This is a genomic window from Corynebacterium sp. BD556 (assembly GCF_038452275.1).
GTDB lineage: Bacteria > Actinomycetota > Actinomycetes > Mycobacteriales > Mycobacteriaceae > Corynebacterium > Corynebacterium mayonis.
Map to the genome: position 1 here is coordinate 721,436 of NZ_CP141643.1, position 15,437 is coordinate 736,872.

Here is a 15,437-nt window from a genome sequence, read left to right on the forward strand (position 1 = left end):
TGCCCCAGTCTACAGGCGCGGTGCCCACCGACGGCTATTTCTAATAGCTGATTTCCTCACGGTCACCTGACCAGGATGTGTGGAAGGTTCCTTCCATGTCGATGCGGCGGTAGGTGTGAGCGCCGAAGAAGTCCCTTTGGCCCTGGATCAGTGCGGCCGGAAGGCGCTTCGCGCGCAGCGAGTCATAGTAGGACAAGGAGGAGGCGAAAACCGGCACCGGTAGGCCGAGCTGTGTGGCGACGGCGACTACGCGACGCCACGAATCCATGAGGTTTTCTAGTTCGGACTTGAAGTGGGGGTCTACAAGCAGCGAGGGGAGGGAAGGGTTGTTTTCGTAGGCCTGAGTGATCCGGCCGAGGAACTTGGCCCGAATGATGCAGCCGCCTCGCCAGATGCGCGCCAGATCTCCGGGGTTAATTCCCCAGTTGTGCTCCTGGGAGCCCGCGTTGATTTCGTCGAAGCCTTGCGCGTAGGCCACCAGCTTGGAAGCGTAAAGTGCGCGGCGGACGTCTTCGATGAAGCCTTGCGGGTCCACACCGAGTGTTTCACAAGTGGCGAGCTGACCCGCCGGAAGTGTGTTGTCGTGTACAGCCTGGCGCTGCGCTACAGCCGAGGACAGTGCGCGGGCGAATACGGCCTCTCCGATACCGGTAACCGGAACGCCTAAGTCGAGCGCCTCCTTAACGGTCCACCGCCCGGTTCCCTTTTGGCCTGCGGAATCCATAATAATGTCGATGAAAGGTTTGCCGGTGCGGCGGTCCACTTGGCGCAGTACTTCGGCTGTGATCTCGATGAGGTAGGAGTTGAGCTCGCCTCGGTTCCACTCGGCAAAGACGTCGGCGATGGCCTCAGGTTCAAGCCCGATGGCGTAGCGCAAAAGGTGGTAGGCCTCGCTTATGACTTGCATGTCGGCGTATTCGATTCCGTTGTGGACCATCTTGACAAAGTGGCCGGCCCCGTCCGGGCCGATGTGGGTTACGCACGGTTCACCGTCGACTTTGGCTGAGATGTCTTCCAGTAAGGGGCCAAGAGCATCCCAGGTCTCGGCGGGGCCGCCGGGCATAATCGAAGGGCCGTTTAAGGCTCCCTCCTCGCCGCCGGAGATCCCGGCGCCGACAAAGTTCAAGCCGCGCGCGGACATCTCGCGTTCGCGGCGGATGGTGTCGGTATATAAGGCGTTGCCGCCGTCGATGATGATGTCGCCTTCTTCCATCTGCTCAGCGAGCTGTCCGATCACGGCGTCGGTGGCCGCACCTGCCTGAACCATGATCACGGCCCGGCGCGGTCGTTTGAGCGAGGCGACAAAATCCTCAATGGTCTCCGAGGCGATGAAATTGCCCTCCGAGCCGTATTGTTCGATGACGTCTCGGGTGCGCTGCGGGGAGCGGTTGTAAAGGGCGACAGTGTGGCCTTTGGAAGCAAAATTGCGCGCCAGGTTCGAGCCCATGACGGCCATGCCGACGACGCCAATTTCAGCTTGGGGGGTTGCGGGGTTATCGCTGCTGGAAGTCATGCTTGCAATGGTAGCGACTTGCGTAAGATGACTGCCCATGGAGCACAGATACGCAAAAGAAATTATTGACACACCGCTTAGCGCTGCGGAGCTGGCTGCGTTTGCGCAGCACAGCGGTTTGTCTGGGCAACTCGGTATTGAAATTACTTATGTGGCCCGGGATCGAGTTGAGGGCTTCGTCGACGTCGGGGAGCAGCATCACCAGCCGGCTGGTGTGGCCAACGGCGGTTTGTACTGCTCGGTGGGTGAAACGCTTGGCTCCGTGGGTGCAATCGCGGCCGCCGGTAAGCCTGCGGTGGGGATGAACAACAACACCGACCTGCTCGGTTCCGTCGTGTCGGGCCGGGTTGAGGCCGTGGCCGTGCCGGTGCATGTGGGAACCTCGACGCACCTGTGGCGCATCGAGATGCGCCACGGCGGAAAGCTAGTGGCCACGACCAATCTGAAAGTGATGGTTTTGGATCGGCGCTAAGAGGAAAATCTAGAGCCAGTGTTTCTTCCTGAACCAGCGGTACATTAAAAGGATCACCGCGAACATCGTCGCAAGCACAACTGGGTAACCCCAGCGCCAGCCAAGCTCCGGCATGTACTCGAAGTTCATGCCGTAGATACCGGCGATCATCGTCGGCGCTGCGGCCATGCCGACGACCGCGGAGATGGTGCGCATGTCGCGGTTTTGCTGCATTGATACCTTGGCCACGGAAGCGTCGAGAAGCGACGAAAGACGCTCATCGAAACCGGAAATTTGGTCGCTGACGATCATCGCGTTGTCCTGGACATCGCGCACATAAGAACGCAGGGACTTGCGGAGCAGGTCCTTGTTGTTTTCCAAGGCACTTTTCAGCGCGGGCCCCAACGGGTCGATGGCGTGGCGCATCTCCAAAACTTCGCGCTTATACATGTAGATCTTGTCGATGTTGATGCTGCGCTGCGGAGTAAAAACCTCGTTTTCCAAATCATCGACATCTTGGCTCAATGCCCGGGAAACGCGCAAATAGTTGTCCACCACGTAGTCGGAAATTTTCCAGGCCACAGCCGGAGACCCCAGGATGGCCAGATCCTCGTCTTCCTCCTCCAGCTTTGCCGACAGGTCGGGCAGAGGGGAGTTGTGGCGGATAGTGATAGCGAACTTCTCCCCGACAACAATTTCGACCTTTCCGGTCGAGATGATCTCGCGGGCGTCGGCGACTTCCTCGTCGTCGCGGTAGTAGACCGTGCGCATCACCATAAACAATTGGTCGTTGTAGCGCTCCACCTTAGGACGGTGGTGCGAGGCGATGACGTCGTCGACAATCAGGTCGTGGAGGCCGAAAATTTCGCCGAGACGCTCCATTTGGGCGTCGGAAGGCTCACGCACCGACAACCACACGAAAGCATTGTCGTGTTGTCCGGCAATGTCTAAGGCTTGGGAAATCCGCGCCTCGCCAGGCAAACGCTTACCGTCGACGAAAATGCGGCAAAAATCTGTCGAACGTTCAATGGGGACAGGAACCGAAGGGGCAATCGCCTGCTCCGGGCGCTTAGGTCGGTGGATCGGCAGAGGAAAACGCGGCGCCATGGGCAAGCCTCCCTTCAAATACAAAGAACCCACAGAATGATACGCGCTCACTCCGTGGGTTGAAATTCGAAACTAAAACACCTCGAGCCCGCGACTGCGAAAGGTTTCGCGGACGCGCTCCACAACGTGCGGTGCGGGCGGTGATAGACCCTCAAGTTCATAAGGCAAACCGATCTTTTTCCACTTGTCCGCACCCATATTATGGAAGGGCAACACCTCAACGCGCTCGACGTTGCTAGTCCAGCGCCCCGCGATATCAGCAACCCGGGCAACATTGTCCGGGGAATCCGTCAGGCCAGGAACCACCACGAAACGAATCCATACTTTCTTGCCCATCGCATTGAGCCGGTCGCCGAAGTCGATGGTTGGCTGCAACTCGCGGCTGGTGACACGCTTATAGGTGGATTCGTCGCCCGACTTGATATCTAGCAACACCAGGTCGATATTGTCTAGGTCCTCGTCGTTGAGGCGGGAACCGAGGTAGCCGGAGGTGTCAATGGCAGTATGAATGTCCGCCGCGTGAACCATTTCCAGCAACCGGCGGGTAAACGCGATCTGGAACAGCGGCTCACCTCCTGACAGAGTCAACCCGCCCCCGGAGGCCGCGAAAATGCGGCGATATCTGATAACACGCTTGGCCACTTCCTCCACGCGCTCGAGAGTGCCTTCTTTCATGCCCATGGTGTCCGGGTTGTGGCAAAACATGCAGCGGAGGGGACAGCCCGACAGGAAAACGGTCATGCGGGTGCCAGGTCCATCAACCGCGGTGACTAACTCCCAGGAGTGGACAAGGCCGATTTCGCCGGTACGGCGGGCATCTAAAAGCTCCGGGCGCGTGATTTCAAGGCCGTCCGCAGACATGCCACCGAGGCCCGCCGCGACGCCGCGGACGCGTTCGCCCAGTTGGGGATCTAGCTTTACCGCACCTGTCGTGCCGTCATGAGCCATAGGCTAAGCCTGCTGGTGGAACGTGCGTGAGATGACGTCGCGCTGCTGTTCCTTGGTCAGTTTCACAAAGTTGACGGCGTAGCCAGAAACCCTCACCGTTAGGTTCGGGTAGTTCTCCGGGTGTTCCATCGCATCTTCGAGGGTGGAGGGGTCGAGAACATTGATGTTGGCGTGGTAAAGCCCGGACTCCATGTTGTTGGCGGCGCGGTTGGCGCGCATAGATTCGAGGCGTTCGTCGAAGGTTTTGGCGGTGTTCATAGTGAATCTCCTTTGGTGTGTGGGCGTTTAGGCGTTATCCATGATAAAGCCGGCGTCGAGGATGCCGACTAAGTTGTTTACCTGCTCATCTTTGGTACGGCCAAGGCCCGACGGGGTGATCGTGTTGGTCAAAGAGATGCCGTCGAGGGCGTCGTTGTAGTCCAGCTTTCCAACCGAGAGCATGGAGGCGACCATTCCGTGGCTGTCCGCGCCGTTGGTCGGGTTGGCGCCGGGTGCGAAGGGGGTACCGGCTTTGTGGCCGCAGGGGAAAGAGCCGGTGGCCTTGCCGTAGACAACGTTCGAGGTGATTGTGAGCACGGACTGGGTCGGGATCGCGTCGCGGTACATCGGGATGGCTTTAATTTTCTCCATGACGGTGTGTACGACGGTTGCGGCGATGTCGTCGGCGCGGTCGTCGTCGTTACCGTAGCGCGGGAAACTACCTTCCGTGATGTAGTCGACGACCAAACCAGTCTCGTCGCGCACCGGGGTGACCTGGGCGTATTTGATGGCAGACAGGGAGTCGGCCACGATTGACAATCCGGCGATGCCGCAACCCATCGTGCGGATGATCTCCGAATTGTGCAGTGCCATCTCGATCGCCTCGTAGGCGTACTTGTCGTGGCAGTAGTGGATGATGTTGAGCGCTTCGACGTAGGTGCCTACAACCCAGTCCAGCATGAGTTCGAATTTCTCCCACACCTCGTCGAAGTCGAGGGGGCCGTCTCCTTCGATGGGGCTGTGGCCTTGGGTGATCTGCTGTCCGGAGATTTCGTCGCGGCCGCCGTTGATGGCATAAAGCAAAGACTTCGCCGCGTTGACGCGGGCGCCGAAGAACTGCATTTGCTTTCCGACCTTCATCGGGGAGACGCAGCAGGCGATGGCGGCATCGTCGCCCCACCTGTCGCGAATCTGCTTGTCGGATTCGTACTGCAGTGAGGATGTTTCGATTGAGATGGCGGAGCAGAACTGCTTGTAGCCTTCCGGCAGTTCTGGGTCCCAGAAAATGGTGATGTTGGGTTCCGGGGCGGGGCCGAGGTTGCGCAGCGTTTGCAGGAGGCGGAAGGCCGTTTTGGTTACCTGGTGGCGTCCGTCCTCGGAAAAGCCCGCGTCCGACCAGGTGGCCCAGTAGGGGTCGCCAGAGAAAATCTGGTCGTAGTCGATGGTGCGCAAAAATCGCACGATGCGCAGCTTGATCACCAACGCGTCAATGATCTCCTGGGCGTCGGTTTCGTTGATGACACCGTGGGTAAGGTCGCGCTCGAAGTAGATGTCGAAGAAGGGGGAGAGGCGCCCAATTGACATGGCGGCGCCGTCTTGGCTTTTGACAGAGGCCAGGTAGCCGAAGTAGGTCCACTGTACTGCTTCTTTCGCCGTGGCAGCGGGACCGGACATGTCGAAGCCGTAGTCAGCGGCCATCCTCTTGAGCTTTTTCAGAGCCTTAATTTGTTCGGCGTGTTCTTCGCGGTAGCGCGCCCAGTGCTCGGAGAAGCCTTCGCTTAGCGACGCCTCCTTAGCCCGCTCTTTGTCCGCAATGAGAGCGTCGACGCCGTAGAGGGCGACGCGGCGGTAATCCCCAATGATGCGGCCGCGTCCGTAGGCGTCGGGCAGCCCTGTGATGATGTGGGAGGAACGCGCAGCGCGGATACGTGGAGTGTAGATGTCAAAGACTGCATCGTTGTGGGTTTTGCGGTATTGGGTGAAGACCTTTTTGATGTCCTCGTTGATTTCTTTTCCGGCCTCCATAATGGCCTGCTCCACCATGCGCCATCCGCCGTTGGGCATCATGGCGCGTTTGGTGGGCACGTCCGTTTGCAGCCCGACGATGACATCGTCTTCAGCCGAAATGTAGCCGGGGGCGAAGGCGTCGATGTCGGCGGGGGTTTCGGTGTCGACGTCGAAGACGCGGCGCTCGCGTTCGACGGCGAGGTAGTTTTTGTCCAGGTGCTCCCAGACCTTCAAGGTCTTTTCCGTGGGGCCTGCCAAAAAGGAGGCGTCGCCGTCGTAGGGGGTGTAGTTACGCTGGACGAAATCGCGCACGTCGATGCTTTCGGTCCATGTTCCGGGCTCAAAACCCGCCCATGCGGTTGTCTTTGGTTGTGCTGCAGCGGTCACTGTAGGTCGCGTGTCCTTTCCACTTTTCAAGGTACAGAAGTGGTGGGGGCTCTCCGGGGCGGGCGCGGAATCAATCGCGTTTTCCTACTGAGCGTAATAACCACTTCTTCTTGCCATTTTAGGTTTCGGACATGTGTGAAGCGAGTCGAAAGGAGGTGGAGGCACCGTGATTTTGCTCGCACAAAAAGCCGATAGCCCGACACCGTGTGGGGTGCCGGGCGAGCGCAGGAAAGGCGCTGGGTTAGTTCTCGCCGTTGTAATCGCGGGTTTCCGGCAGTTCCTTGTCCTCGTTGCGCAACTTTTCCAAGGCGGTGCGGCTGTGCATTTGCTGCAAGGTGGTCGCCAGGTTGTAGCGCTTCGGGGTCAGTGCGTTAAGCGTCCAGGTGAACAGGGACACCACGCGGTTGCGGGTATTGACCAGGAAGGAAACGTGCACGACAAGCCACATGATCCAACCGATGAAGCCGGTGATTTCAACCTTGCCCATTTTCACCACGGCGTTATAGCGAGAGACGATGGCCATCGAGCCCTTGTCGAAGTACGCGAAGTCGTCGCGAGTCTGCCAAGCGGCGCCGTTGTCGACCTGCTCCTTGATGATCTTGCCGACGTACTCACCTGACTGGATCGCGACCTGGGCGACACCGGGTAGTTGATCGAGGCTCATCATATCGCCAATGACGAAGACGTTGCGTTCTTCGCCAACGGTCAAATCCCGGTTAACGGGGACTTTGCCGTTGCGCTCGGCTTCGACCCCGAGCTGGTCGGCGACGAGTTTGCCTAGCGGGGAGGCTTGCACACCGGCGGACCAGATCTTGGTCCGCGAGTAAATGGTAACTTCCTGGTCGGTAGCGGAGTCTTTGTAGGTGACGGTGTCGGCGTCAATGTTGGTCACCATGGCGTTGAGCACGACCGTGACACCGTCCTTTTCCAAGGTGCGCTGCGCCTTCTTCCCCAGGCGCTTGCCAAAGGGAGGAAGGACCTGCGGCATACCGTCGATGAGGATGATCTTGGCCTGGGAGGGCACGAAGTTTTTGTATTGGCCCTCGAAGGAGCGGTGAGCCATTTCAGAAATTTGGCCCGCGAGTTCGACACCGGTCGGTCCGGCGCCGACGACGACGAAGGTGAGGTAGCGATCTCGCTCCTCGGCGGTTTCTGCAAGTTCGGCGCGCTCGAAGGCGGTCACGAGGCGGGCACGGATTTCCAGCGCATGGTCGAGCGTTTTCAAACCGGGTGCGAACTCGGCGAAGTGATCGTTGCCGAAGTAGGACTGACCGGCGCCAGCGGCAACGATTAGAGAGTCGTAGGCGACGTCGCGGGTGAACTCGCCTTCGTTGAAGGTGACAGTTTTGCTTTTTACGTTGATGTCGGTGACATCGCCGCGCACGACGCGCACGTTGTCTTGGCCTTGGAGTAACTGGTGGACGGAGGTGGCGATTTCCCCGGTGGACAAAAGGCCGGTTGCCACCTGGTAAAGCAGCGGCGGGAAGAGGTGATGGTTTGTGCGGTTAATCAGTGTGATGTCCACATCCGCGTCTGCGAGCTCGCGGGCGGCGTTGATACCGCCGAAGCCGGCACCAATGATGACGACGTGGTGACGGTTGCCCGCCGGGCGTGCGGCTGTTTCAGCCATGAACTTCGTCTCCTTAGACAAGGTTTACCAAGATTTTGTGCATCTTTCCGCGTCCATAGTACGCCCCGCGTGACAATCGTCTATTCCTCGGTCCCGCCGTGGCGCATCGTGTAGGCGGTTTCGCCGGTTATGGTGTGGTGCGTGCTTTCTCACTCACATCTTGCGGCAATTGATTCCACCGTCTGGCCGGGCCTTACCTCGGTACCAGGTGGTTGGCGCGTGGAGTCGAAGGCCCGCCGTGCGGAACGTGCTTTCGCTAAAGCCTGTGCGAAGGCTGGAATTGAGCTAGATCCCGCTTCGGGGGCACAGGTCGTAGTTGACTACGCGACGGTTTTCGCGCGCATCGCGGAAAGTGGCTGGGTAGGTCTTGCCGAGGGGTTCATGGCCGGGGAGTGGAGTGTGGAAAATACAGACACGCTTGTCGACGCCCTCGAAGCCCTTCTCGGCCGCGGCTACAACCCTCGCTCGACGGTGAAAACCGTGGCTGCGGAGTCCGGGGATATTCCCCCTGAGCTGGTGCACCATTTTTCTGAGGATGGCATGAGCGCATTCGCAGGGTTTTTCTCTACGGGGGTGGCCACCACCGAGCGCACGATGATGAAATCGCACGTGCCTGGGGCCGGGAGGAAAGGCCAGCCGACCTCGCGTTTTGTCGATATCACGACCGTTGATGCTCCGCAGGATGCTGAGCGTGGAGATTTAAGCCCAGCGCAGGGTCGTGCGGTCGAGATGCTTCTCGACGCCACCCGCGTCACCTCCGGCTCCCATGTTGTCGAGTTTCCTTCCTCGGGTGGCCTTGTCGCGGTGGCGGCGGCGGCACGGCGCGCGACGGTGCACAGTATTGCATCGGACGACGCCGCCGCGCACGCACTCGAGGAGCGACTCGTGTTCGCTGGGGTACGCGACGCCGTTCACATTGAGGTGGACGGCCCACAGGTCAAACGCGGCGGTTTTTTCGATGCGGCAATCTCGGTTGAAAAACTTGAGACACTGCCGGAGGCGTCCAAGGCGGCGTACCTGGGGGCGCTTGGCCGCTTGATCCAGCCGGGCGGAAGGATCGCGGTGCAGACCGTGATGCGTACCGCGGCCTACACAGCGGCGGCTGACGGGGCCCTGGAGTCGCTACGGGCTTATATTTGGCCGGGGTTGAGTTTTTCTTTGCCGGAGGAGATCACGCGCAGCGTCGATAAGCAAACGAATCTGCGGGTGCTGTCGCGCACACACGCCCCGGAACACTTGACCGCGTCGCTGCGCCTGCAGCGCCATAGGTTCGATGCGCGTCTGCGCGAGGCGGCTGCGGATGGCTTCGATCCGGTGTATCGCAGACTGTGGCAGTGGCAGTTCGCTGTCCGTGAGGCGCTGGCGCGTTTGGGGATGATCGATCTTGTGCAGCTGACTTTGGTGCCGCGGGACCGGAGAGGACTGCGGTAGTGGAAAAGGGGGATGCGGCAGCCCCACATCCTACTTGACATAATGTACATTATCGGACATTTATACCCCTTATTTACGTAACGTGATGTAAATAAGTGGATGTGCGGGCCTGACTACTTCTTCTCAAACTTAAGCCGGATATTGACCTCGCCCTGCTTGTCAATCTTCGCCGCGACGAAATCCGGGGTTTGCACGCCGTAGTCCTCACGATTAATCGGCACATCGCCCGCGACGATCACGTTCTCGCCCGAACGCACCACGTCGAAGGTGTGCGTCACCGGCTGAGTCACACCATGAATGGTCATCTCACCGGTCAATTCCACCTGACCCACAGATCCGTCCTCAGGCAATTGAGAGACATCCACCTCCTGGGTGACGGCAAAAACTGCCTCCGGGTACGTATCCGTATGCAGGATCTTGTTGCGCACATTCGTATCCCGCCGGTCGCTGTCGGTGGTTAAATTCGTCACATCAACGACGATCTCGCCAGCGCGCAGCACCCCGGCGGAAATTTCCACCGTGCCAGAAACATCGCGGGTGGAGCCCGAAGTGATCTTCTCCTCACCCGGAAGAATCTCATGGAAACTAAAACCCGCCGAGGACAGGTTGGCGCCCGGCTTGCCACTGACCTCCCACGTACCGTCAATCGGTGTGGTCGCTTGCTTGAGTTTCGCCTCCTCAATGCCCTCAGTTCTTACCCCAGTGCCGCCTGAGACGAGCCCATAAATCAAAGGCACAAAAGCAAGCGCTGCGAGTGCACAAATGACAAGCACGCCAGCGACAATGATCGGTGTGTTCGAGCGGCGCTTCTTATCGATGGGTTTCACCTTAATTTCTCCAACTCCCTGGCAATTTCGGTCAATTCCTCACACATCCGAGAAATCTCCTGAGTGTCAGCACCTTCCGCGTGTGCCGTGGCAATGTCTTCTGCTGAGCAGCGCAGTTCGAACAATTTATCGCGCATAGCTGCCACCTTGTCCGGGTGCAGGATCAAGGATTCAGCGTGAATGGAGCTCCCCGCAACATTGTTGCGCTGCTCATAAGCTCTTTGCTTGCATGAATTACCGCAGAATTTACGCTTGCGTCCTCTACCCTGCTGCGCAGGTAGATCGCACCCACACCAGGCGCAGGCAAAAAAGCTGTGAGACACACAGGCCAGCTTAGTACATGGCGCAACCCACCTGAGGGTCGGGAACAAAGCCGACAAGGCCGCCGTTATAATATAGCGAACCTGTTCCACCGACAGAAGGGAAACAACAGCATGGCTGATCGTGTGTTGCGCGGTAGTCGTATGGGCGCTGTGAGCTACGAGACGGACCGCGATCACGATCTCGCTCCCCGCCGCATGGCCAAATACCGCACTCCCGATGGGTCGGTCTTCGATGTCCCCTTCGCCGACGACGCGGAAATCCCCGAGGAGTGGATGTGCAAAAACGGCCAGGTGGGCACGTTAATGGAGGGCGAAGGCGTCGAATCCAAGCAGGTCAAGCCGCCGCGCACCCACTGGGACATGCTGCGTGAGCGCCGCTCAATCGAAGAACTTGACGTCCTGCTCGAGGAGCGCCTCGAGCAGTTACGCAAGCGCCGTCGACTCGCCGCACGCATTGCCAAAGAGCAACAAGAAAAAAACTAAAGCACCTTTACAAACTAAAGCCCGGGCATTGCCCGGGCTTTAAACATTTCGCGTATGCACCACCTCAAACAGTGCAACTCATGTGCCGCCGAGCTGGCCTCCTACTTGCGCCCTTTAACTTCATAGTCGCCCAGACGCACACCTTCGCGAAAAAGGCTTACCACCTCATCGGCACGGCGCGCCGCGCGCTCCGGCAGATCCTTCAAGCGAGAACGATAGAACTCATAGGCACCCAGCTTCGCACCCTCAGCAAGAAACCTCACTACCTTCTCTGGAGCTTTCTCGGCCTTCAAGCGCAGCTTCCACAACCCAGAACGATCAACCTCATAGGCGACAAGCCCGCTAAATTCCTTCGTCAGCTCCTTGGCAAGAGTCGAATACTTCTCCCACCCCCACTTGCTCACCTCAACGAAAGACTCACCCGCGAAACTCGCATCCAACTTGGATTCCCCGCGCGTGCGGTCCTCGAAGGTGACGGGCACCTCGCGCACGTCAAAACCCGCATCGAGAGCCCTGCGGGCCATGTCCACCTGGAAGATGTATCCCTTGGGCGAAAGCGAACCAAAATCAATTTCTTCGAGGAGTTCACGGCGAAAAGCCCGATAGCCGGCCGTCATATCGCGCACATCCTCGCCGAGCACAACACCAATGTAACGGTTGCCCCACTTGGATAACTGGTAGCGGTTTTGCGGCCAGTTCTTCACCTCACCGCCCTCGACGTAGCGCGACCCAATGACCAAATCTGCCCCAGCATCAATAGCCTCAAGCAGGCGGCCAAGTTCCTCGGGGGCGTGAGAGCCATCGGCATCCATCTGGCAAATGACTTCGTAATCGCGCTCCAGCGCCCACTCAAAGCCCGCCCGGTAGGCGGCAAGCAAGCCCTCTTTGCCAGCGCGGTGAAGGACGTGAACCTCGTCGTGTTGTGCGGCGAGATCATCCGCGGCGGCGCCCGTGCCATCCGGGGAGTTGTCATCCACCACCAACACGTCGACCTGCGGCGCTGCCGAGCGCAGGCGGCCGACAATAACAGGGAGGTTTTCCACCTCGTTGTAGGTCGGGATGATAACCAAGGTGGTCTTCGCCACGAACATGTCTCCTTGCTTAAGCGTTTGAAGTCGTCTCCATAGCAGCATACCCGCCGCGCCGACGCAGCAATGTCGCCAGCATCACCGCCACCCCGCCGGCGACAAGCAGCCACTGAAGTTGAGTACCGAAACGCACCGCCGGGGTCACAGTCGAGCGCAGCGGCAAAGTCTCCGTCAAATGCCCCGCCTCAAAAATCCCGGTTTGCTGGGTCACCGTGCCGTCCGGACGAATGATGCCGGAAGCGCCCGAAGTGGCCGCAACCACCACCGCCCTATCGGTTTCAATCGCGCGCATGCGGCTCATGGCCATCTGCTGATAGGTCATGTCCGTAAAACCGAAAGTGGCGTTATTGGTGGGAGTAGCCAAAATTTTCGCCCCGTGAGTGACGGCCGTGCGGTAAGCGGCGTCAACAGCAACCTCGTAGCAGGTAGCAATGCCAAGCCGAACCCCCGCAATGTCGACCACGCTATTGCCGTCGCCCGGTTGGAAGTTTCCCGCCTGATCAACCAAATCAGAAAACAAGCGGAAGAAATCCCGCATCGGCATGTACTCGCCGAAAGGCTGCAAATACTTCTTGTGGTGGTAATCCCCCGGCCCAGAATCCGGGTCGAAAACAGCCATGGTGTTGCGCGCACCGACCTCGTCGCGGGTCAGCGTCCCCACCAAGATCGGGACATTGACGGCGTGCAAGGCTTCGTCGACAAGCGCGGCCGCAAAGGAATCAGTAAAGGGACTGACATCAGCGGCGTTTTCCGGCCACACAACAAAATCCGGCCGCGCCCCAGATTCAGCGAGACGTTTCGTTTCTTGCGTGTGATTGGTCAACACAGCGCGACGTTGGGCGTTAAAATCCAAGCCCAGACGAGGCACATTGCCCTGCACCGCCGAAACAGTGACCGCACCATCGTCGCGGTCGGTGTGCATCGCCCCAGCCACAAAAGCCGCGACCACGGGAAAAACGAAGAAGGCGGCACCGAAGGGGCGTCGATAAGCAAGCAACGCAACTAAACCGACCGCAGTTGAAACCGTGGCGAATGTAACCAAAGCGGGCCCGCCCCAAGCCGCAAGGTGGCGCAAAGGTCCCTCAATTTGACCCCAAGCAAGACGACCCCACGGAAAACCGCCAAAAGGCAACGTCGAACGAAGAAACTCCCACGCCACATAAACAAAAGGAAAAGCCAACAGTGCGCGATTGTGCCGCGCGAGAACGGCCCCGAACGCACCCACCGGAATGCCGTAAAGCGCCAAGAAGAACGACAGCGCCACATACGGTTGCCAACCGACGAACTCACCGATCCACGGAAGCATAAACAGGAAAAGAAAAAACGAATGAGTAAAACCCAAAAGTGCCCCAGCCTTGACGGAAACCCGCAAGCCCAACGGCCACGGCGCCAAAGAAGCAACAAACAGGGCGAGGCCCACTATCCCCAACCACCACATCCCATGAGGCTCATAGGAGTAGAAAACGAGCTTGCCGGACAATGCCGCCAGCGCGATGCGGAAAAGCAGCAGCACTTAACGCTGTCCCCCTTGGTTGCCACCCCGACCCCCGCCGTGCGGGTTCTCCACATCACCAGCGCTATCGGCCTGAAACCACCTCTCCAACTCCTCCGCGTCAACCACCTGGCTTTCATCGACGAAACTGCCGTAACTCGTGCGCTGCTGAGACATCGGGGAAGCCAAATAGACCTTCATGCCAAACTCCTCCACCGCCTTCGCAGTTTTCGCAGTCAACGCGCGGCGGATCACGGCGCGGGAAGGAGGAAACACCAGCAAAAGCCCCAGCAACGAAGAAACAAACCCAGGCAGGATGCACAACGCCCAGCCTGTTACCAAAATTGCGCCGTCACCCGCCAGCCGCCCCAGCGAACCCTGCCCAACGGCTGCGCGCGCCACGGAGTTGCGCAAAGTGGCGCTGGCGACCACCCCACCAAGCACGGACAAAGCAAAAACAGCAAGGATGGCCCAACCAATGCCCACAACCTTGGACACACCTATAAACGCGAGAACCTCAATGAGAAAATAGGCAAGAAGAATTAGCCGCATGCCGACAGACTACCCGCCCAGATTCGCGAGAAGCCATTGCACATCGGCTGGCGCGTGCTGGAAATACGGCAGGATATGGTTTGCCCCGGTACGACCGGCAATCCGCGGCAGACGGCGAGTGTCAAGCTCCACATCCCAGGTGCGCGCCAATGCTGCAACACTGCCGTAAGGAATGACGTCATCGTTAATTGCAGCCCATAACCTCGTCGGGATCTTCAACGCCGGCCCACGACCAAGCGCCATCTCGTCCAACCGCGCACTCGTTTGAGGAAGGGTCTCTAAAAGCTCAGACATTGAAACCCCAGATGCCGTCCATCTCTGCGTGTTGGCCCACGGGCGATTGCACACGGCACCAATCGCGCAAACCCGCCCGGCGTCGAGCACGGCCCGTGCCCCGGCGGGGCTAAGCGCAGAATAAATCTCCTCGGCAATGCCTTCGTCCCAGGCAACTAGCCCAGCAACGGCGTAGAGCGCCACCACCGCCAAAAGACCGCCCTCGACGTGGCCCAGCACTGCCTTCAAATCAGCCGGCGGGGCTCCCACCACAGCAGCCAAAGGCTGCAGCTCCGGGGCGTAGCCGGGATTTTCCAGCCACGCGCCGATCGCACCGCCGCCCTGCGAATAACCCCACAAGCCGAGAGCCTGCGTGCCCACGCCGAGACAGCCCGCAGCGCGGGTGGCGTCGATAAGCGAACGCGCCGCGGAAACATGATCGCTGTAGAGCTGCACCCCATCTTCGGGATCACGTGGGTAATCCGTCAGCACCACGTTTGCTCCCGCAGCCGCAAGCAGGCTCACTGCGGGCTGTTCGTAGGCTGCGATGGCGTCCCACGGGCGAAAACGCACCGCGAAGCCAACCGTGCATGAATACGAGGGGTCGCAGCGCCTGGCCACACCCTGCGTCGAGGGGGCGAAAGCGACAGTTGGGCGCGGCCCTGGCCCGCGCCACGGAACAAGAGAACGGATCACCGCTCCCGTTGCTGTAAGACTACGGCTGCGAGAATCGGTCGTCGCGTATTCGATGCGGTGGGCGATAACCGGATTGAGCCGAGTGCGAAGCCCAACCGGGTCAACCACGTGAGCGCTCAGGAGCGTGCCGGGTTTGACACCGGTTAACCAGGAAGCAGCACCAAAATCCGGATCAGTGCGGGGGGCAACACGAAGCGCGTCGACAAGAAACGGCAAACTAGCCCGGGCAAGGAGACGAAACATGGTGCGG

13 protein-coding genes and 2 pseudogenes are annotated in these 15,437 nt (G+C 59.4%); 3 read left to right on the top strand and 12 right to left on the bottom strand.

Translation table 11 applies throughout. The features are described 5' to 3' along the window. Nucleotides 1–40: 40 nt before the first annotated feature. The gene (gene gndA, locus VLL26_RS03395) at nt 41–1,513 is read right to left on the bottom strand and encodes an NADP-dependent phosphogluconate dehydrogenase (RefSeq protein ID WP_342319711.1); all 1,473 of its coding nucleotides are present in this window, start codon (nt 1,511–1,513) and stop codon (nt 41–43) included. A 37-nt stretch (nt 1,514–1,550) separates the two neighbouring features. Between gndA and VLL26_RS03400 the strand changes: the two genes are divergently transcribed. Continuing rightward, nucleotides 1,551–1,985 (top strand): PaaI family thioesterase, encoded by a 435-nt coding sequence (locus tag VLL26_RS03400; RefSeq protein WP_342319712.1) that lies wholly within the window; start codon nt 1,551–1,553, stop codon nt 1,983–1,985. A 9-nt stretch (nt 1,986–1,994) separates the two neighbouring features. Here VLL26_RS03400 and VLL26_RS03405 read toward each other — a convergent pair whose 3' ends face one another. From VLL26_RS03405 to VLL26_RS03425, 5 genes and pseudogenes are all read right to left on the bottom strand, one after another. Next, nucleotides 1,995–3,071, bottom strand: a complete 1,077-nt coding sequence (locus VLL26_RS03405) for a magnesium and cobalt transport protein CorA (RefSeq protein ID WP_342319713.1) — start codon at nt 3,069–3,071, stop codon at nt 1,995–1,997. 72 nt (nt 3,072–3,143) lie between these two features. Next, on the bottom strand, nt 3,144–4,019 hold the full coding sequence (gene pflA, locus VLL26_RS03410) for a pyruvate formate-lyase-activating protein (protein WP_342319714.1): 876 nt from the start codon (nt 4,017–4,019) through the stop codon (nt 3,144–3,146). Between the two features lie 3 nt (nt 4,020–4,022). Continuing rightward, nucleotides 4,023–4,595 (bottom strand): annotated as a pseudogene (gene grcA2, locus VLL26_RS11135) (autonomous glycyl radical cofactor GrcA2). After that, nucleotides 4,575–6,392 (bottom strand): annotated as a pseudogene (locus tag VLL26_RS03420) (pyruvate formate lyase family protein); the annotation flags it as partial. The pseudogenes VLL26_RS03420 and grcA2, both read right to left, overlap by 21 nt. A gap of 241 nt (nt 6,393–6,633) precedes the next feature. Then, nucleotides 6,634–8,022: an NAD(P)/FAD-dependent oxidoreductase gene (locus VLL26_RS03425; RefSeq protein WP_342319717.1), complete on the bottom strand. Its 1,389-nt coding sequence runs from the start codon at nt 8,020–8,022 to the stop codon at nt 6,634–6,636. A gap of 141 nt (nt 8,023–8,163) precedes the next feature. On the opposite strand from VLL26_RS03425, the gene VLL26_RS03430 reads away from it, so the two are divergent. Then, a complete protein-coding gene (locus tag VLL26_RS03430) occupies nt 8,164–9,453 on the top strand; it encodes an SAM-dependent methyltransferase (protein ID WP_342319718.1) in 1,290 nt (429 codons plus the stop codon). Between the two features lie 113 nt (nt 9,454–9,566). Here the strand turns inward: VLL26_RS03430 and VLL26_RS03435 are convergent, their stop codons facing one another. Together VLL26_RS03435 and VLL26_RS03440 are read right to left on the bottom strand one after the other, a co-directional pair. After that, a complete protein-coding gene (locus tag VLL26_RS03435) occupies nt 9,567–10,280 on the bottom strand; it encodes a YceI family protein (protein ID WP_342319719.1) in 714 nt (237 codons plus the stop codon). Then, nucleotides 10,277–10,603: a hypothetical protein gene (locus VLL26_RS03440; protein WP_342319720.1), complete on the bottom strand. Its 327-nt coding sequence runs from the start codon at nt 10,601–10,603 to the stop codon at nt 10,277–10,279. Before VLL26_RS03440 ends, VLL26_RS03435 begins: the two co-directional genes overlap by 4 nt. A gap of 111 nt (nt 10,604–10,714) precedes the next feature. Between VLL26_RS03440 and VLL26_RS03445 the strand changes: the two genes are divergently transcribed. Beyond that, nucleotides 10,715–11,086 (top strand): RNA polymerase-binding protein RbpA, encoded by a 372-nt coding sequence (locus VLL26_RS03445; RefSeq protein WP_342319721.1) that lies wholly within the window; start codon nt 10,715–10,717, stop codon nt 11,084–11,086. Between the two features lie 101 nt (nt 11,087–11,187). Here the strand turns inward: VLL26_RS03445 and VLL26_RS03450 are convergent, their stop codons facing one another. From VLL26_RS03450 to VLL26_RS03465, 4 genes are read right to left on the bottom strand one after another with little or no spacing between them, the layout of a single operon-like run. Further along, the gene (locus VLL26_RS03450; RefSeq protein WP_342319722.1) at nt 11,188–12,171 is read right to left on the bottom strand and encodes a polyprenol monophosphomannose synthase; all 984 of its coding nucleotides are present in this window, start codon (nt 12,169–12,171) and stop codon (nt 11,188–11,190) included. 16 nt (nt 12,172–12,187) lie between these two features. Then, complete coding sequence (lnt, locus tag VLL26_RS03455; protein WP_342319723.1) at nt 12,188–13,687, bottom strand: apolipoprotein N-acyltransferase; 1,500 nt, start codon at nt 13,685–13,687, stop codon at nt 12,188–12,190. Continuing rightward, a complete protein-coding gene (locus VLL26_RS03460) occupies nt 13,688–14,218 on the bottom strand; it encodes an FxsA family protein (RefSeq protein WP_342319724.1) in 531 nt (176 codons plus the stop codon). Between the two features lie 9 nt (nt 14,219–14,227). Next, nucleotides 14,228–15,430 (bottom strand): lipase family protein, encoded by a 1,203-nt coding sequence (locus VLL26_RS03465; protein ID WP_342319725.1) that lies wholly within the window; start codon nt 15,428–15,430, stop codon nt 14,228–14,230. Between the last annotated feature and the right edge of the window lie 7 nt (nt 15,431–15,437).